This is a genomic window from Streptomyces chilikensis (assembly GCF_001642695.1).
GTDB lineage: Bacteria > Actinomycetota > Actinomycetes > Streptomycetales > Streptomycetaceae > Streptomyces > Streptomyces chilikensis.
Window position 1 is genome coordinate 494,422 of sequence record NZ_LWCC02000005.1, and the last position, 10,361, is coordinate 504,782.

The 10,361-nt window shown below is 75.1% G+C and carries 11 protein-coding genes and 1 pseudogene; 10 read left to right on the forward strand and 2 right to left on the reverse strand.

Annotated features, from left to right (window positions below):
• Positions 1-131: 131 nt before the first annotated feature.
• The 4 genes from A2U95_RS02385 to A2U95_RS02400 all read left to right on the forward strand — a co-directional run bounded on the left by A2U95_RS02385 (position 132) and on the right by A2U95_RS02400 (position 3,018).
• A complete protein-coding gene (locus A2U95_RS02385) occupies positions 132-1,079 on the forward strand; it encodes an NADP-dependent oxidoreductase (RefSeq protein WP_166020582.1) in 948 nt (315 codons plus the stop codon).
• Positions 1,080-1,281: 202 nt separating this feature from the next.
• The gene (locus A2U95_RS02390) at positions 1,282-1,668 is read left to right on the forward strand and encodes an anti-sigma factor antagonist (RefSeq protein WP_240957170.1); all 387 of its coding nucleotides are present in this window, start codon (positions 1,282-1,284) and stop codon (positions 1,666-1,668) included.
• Between the two features lie 170 nt (positions 1,669-1,838).
• Complete coding sequence (locus tag A2U95_RS02395; RefSeq protein WP_166020584.1) at positions 1,839-2,498, forward strand: DUF4230 domain-containing protein; 660 nt, start codon at positions 1,839-1,841, stop codon at positions 2,496-2,498.
• Positions 2,488-3,018 (forward strand): VanZ family protein, encoded by a 531-nt coding sequence (locus A2U95_RS02400; RefSeq protein ID WP_166020585.1) that lies wholly within the window; start codon positions 2,488-2,490, stop codon positions 3,016-3,018. Before A2U95_RS02395 ends, A2U95_RS02400 begins: the two co-directional genes overlap by 11 nt.
• A 113-nt stretch (positions 3,019-3,131) precedes the next feature.
• Here the strand turns inward: A2U95_RS02400 and A2U95_RS02405 are convergent, their stop codons facing one another.
• Both A2U95_RS02405 and A2U95_RS02410 read right to left on the reverse strand, forming a co-directional pair.
• Positions 3,132-3,374: a cupredoxin domain-containing protein gene (locus A2U95_RS02405; RefSeq protein ID WP_166020586.1), complete on the reverse strand. Its 243-nt coding sequence runs from the start codon at positions 3,372-3,374 to the stop codon at positions 3,132-3,134.
• 20 nt (positions 3,375-3,394) lie between these two features.
• The gene (locus tag A2U95_RS02410) at positions 3,395-4,195 is read right to left on the reverse strand and encodes an SDR family oxidoreductase (protein WP_166020587.1); all 801 of its coding nucleotides are present in this window, start codon (positions 4,193-4,195) and stop codon (positions 3,395-3,397) included.
• Positions 4,196-4,374: 179 nt separating this feature from the next.
• Between A2U95_RS02410 and A2U95_RS02415 the strand changes: the two genes are divergently transcribed.
• The 6 genes and pseudogenes from A2U95_RS02415 to A2U95_RS02440 all read left to right on the forward strand — a co-directional run.
• Positions 4,375-5,031, forward strand: a complete 657-nt coding sequence (locus A2U95_RS02415) for an HAD family hydrolase (RefSeq protein ID WP_166020588.1) — start codon at positions 4,375-4,377, stop codon at positions 5,029-5,031.
• Between the two features lie 58 nt (positions 5,032-5,089).
• On the forward strand, positions 5,090-6,331 hold the full coding sequence (locus A2U95_RS02420; protein WP_166020589.1) for an FUSC family protein: 1,242 nt from the start codon (positions 5,090-5,092) through the stop codon (positions 6,329-6,331).
• Positions 6,332-6,513: 182 nt separating this feature from the next.
• Positions 6,514-7,539: an NAD-dependent epimerase/dehydratase family protein gene (locus A2U95_RS02425; protein WP_240957171.1), complete on the forward strand. Its 1,026-nt coding sequence runs from the start codon at positions 6,514-6,516 to the stop codon at positions 7,537-7,539.
• Between the two features lie 162 nt (positions 7,540-7,701).
• Positions 7,702-8,160, forward strand: coding sequence for a hypothetical protein (locus A2U95_RS33535; RefSeq protein ID WP_338104413.1), 459 nt, complete (start codon positions 7,702-7,704; stop codon positions 8,158-8,160).
• Between the two features lie 149 nt (positions 8,161-8,309).
• A complete protein-coding gene (locus A2U95_RS02435) occupies positions 8,310-9,563 on the forward strand; it encodes an FUSC family protein (protein WP_166020590.1) in 1,254 nt (417 codons plus the stop codon).
• A 39-nt stretch (positions 9,564-9,602) separates the two neighbouring features.
• Positions 9,603-10,361: pseudogene (locus A2U95_RS02440) on the forward strand (hypothetical protein); the annotation flags it as partial.

Here is a 10,361-nt window from a genome sequence, read left to right on the forward strand (position 1 = left end):
ACGCCGGATCAACTCCCCGGGATTCGGCCGGGAATATTCCACGGGGAAAGACCGCGGGCGCTACCCTCCTCCGGCGTCCGCCCTCCGGACCCGCCGTGCGCCCGGCGGGCACCGGTGGCAGGCTGGTGGCCATGAACGGCTCGAAGACCATGCGCGCGATCCGGCAGGACACCCTCGGCGGCCCTGACGTGCTGCGGGAGGTGGAGACGGAGCGCCCCTCGCCCCGGCCGGGCGAGGTGCTGATCCGGGTCCGGGCGGCCGGCGTCAACCCCACGGACTGGAAGCACCGGGCCGGTGGCGGGTTCCTCGGGGAGCCGCCGTTCGTGCTCGGGTGGGACGTGTGCGGCACCGTGGTGGAGACCGGATACGGCGTCACGATCCACCGAACGGGTGATGAAGTGTTCGGGATGTTGCCCTACCCCTTCGGTCACGGTGCGCACGCGGAGTACGCCGTGGGGCCGGCCCGCGCCTTCGTGGCCCGGCCGGAGGGCGTGGACGTGCTGCAGGCGGGAGCGCTCCCGCTGGTGTCGCTGACCGCCTGGCAGGCGCTGGTCGACACGGCGGTGCTGGGACCGGGGCAGCGGCTCCTGGTGCACGCGGCCGCCGGTGGCGTCGGGCACGTGGCGGTGCAGATCGCGAAGTCCCGGGGCGCGTACGTGGTGGGGACGGCCAGCTCCGCGAAGCACGGGTTCCTGAGGAGCCTGGGGACGGACGAGCAGATCGACTACCGGGAGACCGACTTCGCCGAGGCGGTCTCCGGGATGGACGTGGTGCTGGAGACGTTCGGCGGTGAGCACGCCCTGCGCTCGCTGCGGGTGCTCCGCCCGGGCGGGATACTGGTCTCCTTGCTGCCCCTTCCGCGGGAGCTGTACGCCGAGGCCGAGCGGCTGGGCGTGCGGACGGCCGTGATGCTGGTCGAGGACGACCAGGCCGGAATGCGCGCCGTCGCGGACCTGGCGGCCACCGGGAGGCTGCGGGCGGTCGTCGCGGAGACGTTCCCGCTGGCCGAGGCGGCGCGCGCGCACGCCGCGGGCGAGACGGGACGCACCGCGGGCAAGCTGGTGCTCACGGTCGACTGAGTCCGGCGCCCGGGGAGGGCGCCGCCGGCGCGGGACCGGCGCGGGGGCCGGTGCGACGGTCCTCACACGAACCTCGCGGCCAAAGGCCAGACATATGTCAATCGAACATGCTGGAATTCACTCTGTCGGGGTAACTTCCGTGCCGGGCAAGGGACTTGGGCGGACCCGAGCCAGGCTGCGGCCGGATGGAGGCGATCTCGTCGTGCGGCAGGAACCCGCGCCCCTGACCCGGCACCTGCGGGTGCGCGAGCACCGGGGCCACACGGTTCTGGAACTCCGCGGCGAGATCGACGTCCTCGGCGCGCAGGAGGTCTCCCCGCATCTGGACGCCGTGACGGGGCGCCCCCGGGCCGACGTCGTCGTCGACCTGACGCCCGTGGAGTTCTTCGACTGCGCGGGTCTGCGGCTGCTGTACCGGGCCCGGCGGCGGGTGCTGGCCCGCGGCGGGGAGTTACGGCTGGTGTGCGCGGACGGGATGGTGCTGAGGATCCTGCGGGTCACCGGCCTGGCGGAGCTGCTGACGGTCGCGCCCACCCTGGAGGAGGCGCTGCGCGCCCCCGGCGCCAGGACCGCCCCGGGTCTCCGGTAGGGCCCCTCCCGGGCCGCCTTCCGCGCCACCGTCCGGACCGTCCCCGGGTCTCCCCCGCTCCCCCTGCGCCACCTCCGTCCCGGCCGTCCGCGGCGTCCGGCCTCCGGGTCGATTCCCCTGTCTGAGAGGCCCGAGGGCGGGAAAGGGTGAGCAGGAAAGGGGAGGCCCGGATGACGACGAAGACCTCAGGTTCCGCGCGCGGGTCGCGGGTCATGGCATGGGTGGGAGCACTGCTGCTCGTACTGCTGGCGCTCGCCGCCGGGATCAAACTGAGCGGGATCCCCGGTCCCGGCGACTGGTTCGGCGCCGACACCCACGACCGGTCCGGTCCCGCACTGCTGAAGTCGGTCCAGGACATCAGCCGCCATGACGCGGCCACCGGGAACTTCCAGGTGGTCGTGGACCTGGAGAAGGACGCCAGGTTCCTGCCCGACGCGGTCCGCGGAACCCGCACGCTCTACGTGGGCGCGGGAACCGTGGACGCCTACGTCGATCTGGGCGAGGTCGGCGAGAAGGACGTCACCGTGAACGAGGACCGCACCGAGGCGACGCTCCGCCTGCCGCACGCCGAACTGGGCCGGCCGGCGCTGGATCCCGAGCGCTCGTACGCCGTCTCCAAGCAGCGTGGGGTGCTGGACCGCCTCGGCGACCTCTTCTCGGACAACCCCAACAGCGAGCAGGCGGTGCAGAAGCTCGCGGTGAAGCACATCGGGGACGCGGCGAAGGAGAGCGAACTGACCAGGACGGCAGAGAAGAACACGACGGGAATGCTGGAGGGCCTGCTGCACTCACTGGGCTTCGAGAAGGTGACGGTCACCTATGGCGACTGAACGCGCGATCCGCACGGGCGACGGCATGACGGCGTCCGGACCCCCCGCACGACGACCGCTGCCCTGGCCGCTGCGGGCCCTGGCCGTGCTGGCCGGTTTCGCACTGCTGGTCGGATTCTCCGTCCTGCTGGCCCGGCTGACGCTCAACCCGTCACCGGCCTCGGCGGAGCTGACGCACAGCAACCTGCGCCCCGGGGACTCCCTGCGGACGTACTTCACGGCCTACGAACCCCTCCAGGCGCTCAAGCAGGTCGGCGGAAACGTCCTGCTGGGGGTGCCGTTCGGGGTGCTGGTGCCGGTGGTCGCCCCGGCGGCGCGGGGCATGCTGCGGGTGCTCGCGCTCACCGCGGTGGTGATGCTGTGCGTGGAACTGGTGCAGGGATCCCTGGTGACCGGGCGGGCGTTCGACATCGACGACGTCATCATGAACACCACGGGAGCACTGCTGGGCCACCTGCTGATCGGCCGCAGGCTGGGCCGTGCGGTGCACGCCCGCCGGTCACGCCCGCCCGCGGCCTAGAGGTGCCGCCCCGCGACGACGACGTCGCGGGGCGGCACAACCCGGGCCCCGGCCCGTCCGGCGATCCCCGTGCGCCCCCTCGGAGGGGCGCACGGGGATCGCCGGACGGGTTTCTACCGCGGGCGCGGGCCCCAGGTGAACTTGTCGCCGCCCACCCAGCGCACGACGTCCGGGTCGTCGAGGTCGTGCACGACGATCCCGTAGGCGGCGGCGATCTGCAGGACGTCGGTGACGGACTTCGCCTCACCGACGAACTCGCCGTCGATCTCCACGATCCGGAAGGGCTGGCTGTCCGGCTGGACCCCGAGCACGGTGATCCGGGACCGGCCGACGCGAGGGCTCGAGATTTCCGTCATGGCTCCGAGAGTAGTTCGGCTCAGGGCCGACGCCAGTCGTCCCGGTCCAGGGACGCCCCGGCCATCGGCCCCATCCGCGTCATCCCGCCGTCGACGACCCAGGAGGCCCCGGTGACGTAGGAGGACTCGGGCCCGGCCAGGAAGGCGACGACAGCGGCGACCTCCCGGGCGTCGCCCGGGCGGCCCAGCGGAACGCCCGGACGCCGCTGGGTGGCCGGGTCGGTGTCCTCCTGGCCGGTCATCGGGGTGGAGATCTCGCCCGGGGCCACCGAGTTCACCGTGATGCCGTGCTCGGCGAGTTCCAGCGCCATCACCTGGGTGAGCAGTCCGAGCCCGCCCTTGGCCGCGCAGTACGGGGCCGCGCCCACCTTCGGCTGGTGCTCGTGCACCGAGGTGATGTTCACGATGCGGCCGCCGTCGCCCTGGTCGATCATGCGGCGGGCGGCGCGCTGCGAGCACAGGAAGGGACCTGACAGGTTCACGTCCAGCACGTGCCGCATGTCGTCGAGGCCCAGTTCCAGGAAGAGGGTGGAGGTGCCGGTGCCCGCGTTGTTGACCAGGACGTCGACGCGGCCGAGCCGCTCGCACAGTTCGTCCACCGTGTCGGCGGCCTCCGGAAGCCGGGTGAGGTCGACCTGGGCGATCTCGGCGCGGCGGCCCTTGGCGCGCACCTCCTCGGCGGTCCGTTCGGCGCCTTCGCGGTCGGTGTGCCAGGTGATGCCCACGTCCATGCCCTGCTCGGCCAGCCGGACCGCCACGGCCCGGCCGATGCCGGAGTCGGAGCCGGTGACGACGGCGACGGACGGTGCTTTCTCGGGCATGCGGCGCCTCCTGCGGGAGCGGTCGGGGGTGGGTGCTCGGTCCGTCGCAGTACCCGGGGGCCCGCCGGGCAAACCGGGCGGGGAGCGGCTTCGGCGGGGTCTGAAGGCGTGGTGGCCGTGGTACCCGGCGGAAGGGTCCGCCGGAGGCCGGCGGACAGCGAGCGAGAGGCGGGACGGGCATGGAACGGGCCGTGGTGTTCGACGTCGACGGAACCCTGGTGGACACCAATCATCTGCACGTCGTCGCCTGGTGGGAGGCGTTCCGCCAGGCAGGGCACCGGGTGCCGATGCACAGCGTCCACCGCGCGGTGGGCCTGCCGGGCGCGGACCTGGTCGCCCGGGTGCTGGGCGAGGACCGGGACGAGGAGCAGGACGAGGCCGTCAGCTCGGCGCACAAGACCCTGTACGGCCAGTACTTCGACCGGCTGGCCCCGCTGCCCGGTGCGGGCGACCTGCTGAAGCGGCTGCACGCGGCCGGGCGCCGGGTGGTGCTGGCCACCTCGGCGGGCGGCGCGGAGCTGACCGCGCTGCGGCGGGCCCTGGACGCCGACGAGGCGATCACCGCGACGGCGAGCGCGGACGACGTCGACCGGGGCAAGCCCGCTCCCGAACCGGTGGAGCGGGCGCTGGAACTGGCGGGGGTGCCGGCCGAGCGGGCCGTGTTCGTCGGGGACACGGTCTGGGACATGAAGGCGGCGACCCGCGCGGGCGTGACCGCGGTGGCGGTGCTGTGCGGGGGCATTCCGCGCGCCGACCTGGAGGAGGCGGGGGCGAGCGCCGTCTACGCCGACCCGGCGCACCTGCTGCAGGCGCTGGAGGAGAGCCCGCTGGCGTGAGGCGGGGCGGTCGGGGGGCGGGGCGGTTACCGGACCGCCTCCCGGCAACACGTGCCGGATGAACCGTGCGACGGAGGTGATCGGCCGGGAGCTGCGGGCCGTCGGTGTGACGGCACGGAACGCGGTGCGCGGTCCGGGGCGGGAGCGGGACCTGATGGTCCAGTCCCTCAAGGCGTCCGTGGCGGCGCTGCTCGCCTGGACGGTGGCCAAGCTGTGGCTGGAGGACCCGATGGCGCTGATGGCGCCGTGGGCGGCGCTGGTGCTGGTGCAGGCCACCGTGTACGGGTCGCTGCTGCGGGCGGCGCAGCAGTGCGCGGCGATCTGCGTCGGCACGCTGCTGGCCAGTGCCGCGCAGGCGGTGACCGGGGACGAGCTGGCGGCCATGGCGGTGTGCCTGCCGCCGCTGATGCTGCTCGCCCAGTGGTCGCGTTTCGGGGACCAGGGCAACTACGCGGCGACCACGGCGGTGTTCACGCTGGCCACCGGCGCGGTGAGTGCGCAGGCGGCGGGCCACCGGGTGGGACAGGCGGTGCTGGGGGCGGTGATCGGGGTGGCCGTCAACGCGCTGGTGCTGCCACCGGTCCATCTCCGTGACGTGCGGGACAACCTGGTGGGTCTGGCCGCGGAGGCGGGGGCGGTGCTGCGGAGGGTGGCCGGGGACCTCACGCGGGCCGAGTGGGACGACTCGGCGGCGGCGCGCTGGTCGCGCGCCACCGACCGGCTGGAGCGGCGCCTGGAGGGTCTGCGGTCGGCGCGCGGCTGGTCCGACGAGAGCCTGCGGCTGGCCCCGGACCGGCTGCGCCGGCTGCGGCGGATCCCCCCGAACGTGCCCTCGGCGGAGGAGGACGAGCGGTGGGCCCGGGTGACCGGCCAGGTCGTCGCGCTCACCCGTGCCCTGTCGGTGGCGGCGGACGCCGACCGGTCGCCCCTGCCGCCGGACGGCGCGGCACTGGAGCGGTACGCCGGGATGCTGGAGGTGCTGGGGCTGGCCTGCGAGGCGGAGAGCCGGCGGCTGGCCTCGGGCCCGGTCGGGGCGACCCGCAGCGACCTGCGGCGGAAGGAGGCCCGCGCGGCGTCCGGGCCGCGGGCGCCGGAGGGGCCGGCGGCCTCGCCTGAGCCGGACCCGGAGCCGGACCCGGAGCCGTCGGAGGAGAGGCTGACGGAGCTCCACGCGGGGCTGCGCGAGCACCTGCGCGAGCACGCCGCCCGGAACCCGTCGCAGGCCGCGGTGCTGGGCGCGCTGCTGCTGCACGCCGAGAACATCTGGGCGGACACCGCGCTGGGCGCCCGCCGGGAGTGAGCGCCGGAAGGGGGCGCCGGTCCGCCACCCCGCCGGTCCGCCACCCCGCCACCCCGCCGCTCCACCGGTCCGCCGGTCCACCGGTCCGCCGCCCCGCCGGTCCGCCGGGCGGGCGCCGGGCACGGGTGAGCACCGGGCGCGGCCGGGTACCCGGCCACCGGTACCGACGTGAGGAGCACGGCGTGAGCGGCAGGATCGTGGTGACGGGGGCGACCGGCAACGTGGGCACCAGCGTGGTGCGCGCCTTCACCGGGGACCCGGCGGTGACCTCGGTGACGGGGATCGCCCGGCGGGTGCCCGAGTGGCGGCCGGAGCGGACGGAGTGGAAGGCGCTGGACCTGGCCCGCGGGGAGTCCGCGGCCCGCCTGGTGGAGGTGTTCCGGGGCGCGGATGCCGTGGTGCACCTCGCGTGGGCGTTCCAGCCCACGCACGACCCGGTGACGACTTGGCGCACCAACGTGCTGGGCAGTCTGCGGGTGTTCGAGGCGGTGGCCGCCGCCGGGGTTCCGGCGCTGGTGCACGCCTCGTCGGTCGGGGCGTACTCGCCGGGCCCGAAGGACCGGGAGGTGGACGAGTCGTGGCCGACGCACGGCTGGCCGGACGCCGCCTACACCCGCGAGAAGTCCTACCTGGAACGTGCGCTGGACGCCTTCGAGCGGGAGCACCCGCGGATCCGGGTGGTGCGCATGCGGCCGGCGTTCCTGTTCAAGAAGGAGTCGGCGAGCGAGCAGCGGCGCATCTTCGGCGGCAGGTTCCTGCCGGGCGCCGTCGCCCGGCCGGGCGTGCTGCCGTTCCTGCCGGACGTCCCGGGGCTCCGGGTGCAGGCGCTGCACACCGACGACGCGGCCGAGGCGTACCGGATCGCGGCGCTCTCCGCCGACGCGCGCGGTCCGTTCAACCTGGCGGCCGGCCCGCCGCTGGACGCCCAGGTGCTCGGGCGGATGTTCGGTGCCCGGCCGGTGCGGGTGCCGGCGGGCGCGGTGCGGGCGGCGATCGCGGCGGCGTGGCGGATGCGGGTGCTGCCCGCGTCCCCGCACCTGTTCGACGCGGTGCTGCGGGTGCCGCTGCTGGACAGCGGGCGTGCCCGGGACGTGCTGGGCTGGCGGCCGACGCGGGACGCCGAGTCGGTGGTCGAGGAGTTCCTGGCGGGCATGCGCGAGGGCGCGGGCCAGGCGACGGCGCCGCTGCGCGGGCGGCTGGTGGGCTGAGGCCCGTGACCGGGGCCGCGGGGCCGCCGCCCCGTTCGCGCCCGGCCCCGGACGATCATGGCGTTTCGCTCCCGGGCCCGGAGGTACCCGCAGGGTCGGGCCGGTTCCGGCGGGCGATTCCGGAGAGTCCGGCCGGCGGCCCGGAGAAAGGGAGTGGAACACGTGAGTGACGCGACAACCGGGGCAGGCGCGCAGCCGGTCCCCCGGGACATGCCGGACCAGCAGGCCGGTTCGCAGGAGGCCGGGCACCGGGACGCGTCGCGTGCCCCGGAGGCGGGCCCGGGCGCGGCGGCCTCGCCGGACCGCGATCCGGCGACCGCCCCGAAGGACGCCGAGGCGGCCGCGGCCCGGGAGGAGCCGGGGGGCCGGGAGGACCCGGAGCGTCCCTCGGCCTCCGGCAGGCAGCCCGTTCCCCGCGACCTGCAGGACCAGCAGGCCACCGAGGGCGACGACCGCTGGGACGCCGGACCCGCCACCGGCCCGGGCGACCGGCCGGGCGGCGAGGAGGAGGCGGAGGAGGAGCTGCCCGACACCGACGAGGCGGGGACCGGCCGACAGGGCGCCCCGCTCGGCGGCAGCCCCAATCCGGCGCATCCGGTGCCCGACGAGCCCGCCGGCTGACCTCCTTCCCCCGGACGAACCGGACCGGAGCCCTCGCGGCCCGTGTCGTGGAGCGGATCCACGGCACGGGCCGCGACCATGGACCGCACAGGGCTCCACCTGGCGGAACACACGTGTTGGGGGCGCCCGGAAGCGGGAAGGCGCGGGGCATGCGGGACGTACGAGGTGTGAGGGAAGCGCTGGTCACGAGGTACCGGAGGTGGAAGAGGGATCCGGACGTCGTCCACACCCTGCGGGCGACGGCCGCCGCGACGATCTCCTACGTGATCGCGCTGCACCTCAGCCCCGAGGCCGTGCCGCTGACCGCTCCGCTGACGGCGCTGCTGGTCGTGCAGGTCACCCTCTACTCCACGCTGACCACCGGCATCGAGCGGGTGAACTCGGTGGTGGCGGGCGTGCTGATCGCCATCGTCTTCACCCGGGTGGTCGGCCTCACCTGGTGGAGTCTGGCGCTGATCATCCTGGCGTCGCTGGTCATCGGCCGGCTGGCGCGCACCGGGGACTTCCTGCCCGAGGTGGCGATCAGCGCCATGCTGGTGCTGGGCGTGACCACGGTCGGCGACACCGCGTGGGCGCGGATCGTCGAGACGCTGATCGGCGCGGTCGTCGGACTCTCCTTCAACTTCCTCTTCGTTCCGCCGGTCTGGGTGGACGTGGCCGCCGAGTCGCTGACGGACCTGTCCCGGCGGATGCGGCAGCTGATGCTGCGGATGGGTGAGGAGGCGTCGGGGCACACGCCGGTGTCGAACGCCACGGCCCGGCTCCACGAGGCGCGCGCCCTGGACCAGCACATCTCCGGCGTCGACGCCGCGCTGCGGCAGGCCGAGGACAGTCTGCGCCTCAATCCCAGGGTCCGGGAGGGCCTGCTGCACCGGGTGGTGCTGCGGACCGGGCTGGACACCCTGGAGATCTGCACGGTGGTGCTGCGGGTCATCGCCAGGAGCTTCACCGACCTGGCCAAGCGGCGCGACCCGGACCCGTTGTTCGACCCCCAGGCGGGCCCGGTGGTCGAGGAGCTGCTCGCCGAGGTCGGTGACGCGGTGGTGAGCTTCGGCGTGATGGTGATCTCCGACGTCAGCGCCAGCGCCGAGGAGGCGGAGGAGCGGCTGGCGGCCGAGCTGACGCAGGCGACGGCCACCCGGGACCGGCTGGCCCACATCCTGTTGGAGCGCGTGCGGGAGGACCCCAAGGACTGGCAGCTGGTGGGTGCCTTCCTCACCGAGATCACCCGCATCCTCGACGAGCTGGACACCGACCACCGCTCGCGCCGCCTGCTGGAGGAGCTGGACCGCAACACCCGCCTCCAGCGGGAGCGCAGGCGGCGGCTGGAGGAGCTGCGCCGCAGGCTGCGGTTGCCGCAGCCGCGGCGGAACCGTGCGCGGTCCTCGCGGCGTTCTTCCTGACGGGCCCGGAGTCCGGGCCGCGGACGAGGGGAGCGTGCGATGGGCGGGACGGACGGCGTGCGGATCGACGGGGACACCCTGTTGCTGCCGGGCGGGGTGCGGGTGCGGTTCATGCGGACCCTGCGCCTGCCGGAGACGGGCACCCACGCGCTGCCCCCGGGGCTCGGTTCGTTCCCGCTGCGCCGGGTCCAGGACTTCCCCGGCACCGCTCCGGCCGAGTGGCTGGCGCGCGGCGGCGTGATGCTGCCGGTGTACCTCCGGGAGGCGATGTGGCTGCACTTCGGCGGCACCTCGCGTCCGGCGGCGCTCAAGGTCGGCGTGGGGAAGGTCTGCGCGGTCTCCGGGAAGCCGTGGAGCGACCGGCTCTCCTCGGACCCGCAGAACTACCTGCCCCTGCCGGACCAGCCCTGGCTGGACGGCATCAACTCCGGGCGGGGGACGGTCCGCCAGTTCGTGGCGGTCCCGCTCGGCCTGGGAGCCACCGTGGAGGGCCAGGTGACGGGCGAGGAGACCTGGGGCGGCGTCCAGCTCCAGGCGTTCGGGCTGACCGACGGGAAACTGGCGGAGTGGACCCGGCTCCAGGCGCGGTCGGGGTCCTGGCCCCCGCCGGGGACCGGGGCGGTCCCTCCGCCCCCGCCGTTCGCCCCGGGGCCTCCCCCGCCCTCCCCGTTCACCGCCGTGCCCGTGTCGGCGCCTGCGCACGACGTGGTGTTCGGGGCGCCGCCGGCGCCCGGTGCGGCGCCGCCCGCTCCCGGCGCGGTGCCGCCTCCGGCTCCCGCCGCGGCCGCTCCGCGGGGC

Excerpts from the sequence above, each read along its gene's own strand:
- A2U95_RS02385 (WP_166020582.1), top strand. The coding sequence starts at position 132 with ATGAACGGCTCGAAGACCATGCGCGCGATCCGGCAGGACACCCTCGGC.
- A2U95_RS02395 (WP_166020584.1), top strand. The coding sequence starts at position 1,839 with ATGACGACGAAGACCTCAGGTTCCGCGCGCGGGTCGCGGGTCATGGCA.
- A2U95_RS02400 (WP_166020585.1), top strand. The coding sequence starts at position 2,488 with ATGGCGACTGAACGCGCGATCCGCACGGGCGACGGCATGACGGCGTCC.
- A2U95_RS02405 (WP_166020586.1), bottom strand. The coding sequence starts at position 3,374 with ATGACGGAAATCTCGAGCCCTCGCGTCGGCCGGTCCCGGATCACCGTG.
- A2U95_RS02410 (WP_166020587.1), bottom strand. The coding sequence starts at position 4,195 with ATGCCCGAGAAAGCACCGTCCGTCGCCGTCGTCACCGGCTCCGACTCC.
- A2U95_RS02415 (WP_166020588.1), top strand. The coding sequence starts at position 4,375 with ATGGAACGGGCCGTGGTGTTCGACGTCGACGGAACCCTGGTGGACACC.
- A2U95_RS02420 (WP_166020589.1), top strand. The coding sequence starts at position 5,090 with ATGAACCGTGCGACGGAGGTGATCGGCCGGGAGCTGCGGGCCGTCGGT.
- A2U95_RS02435 (WP_166020590.1), top strand. The coding sequence starts at position 8,310 with ATGCGGGACGTACGAGGTGTGAGGGAAGCGCTGGTCACGAGGTACCGG.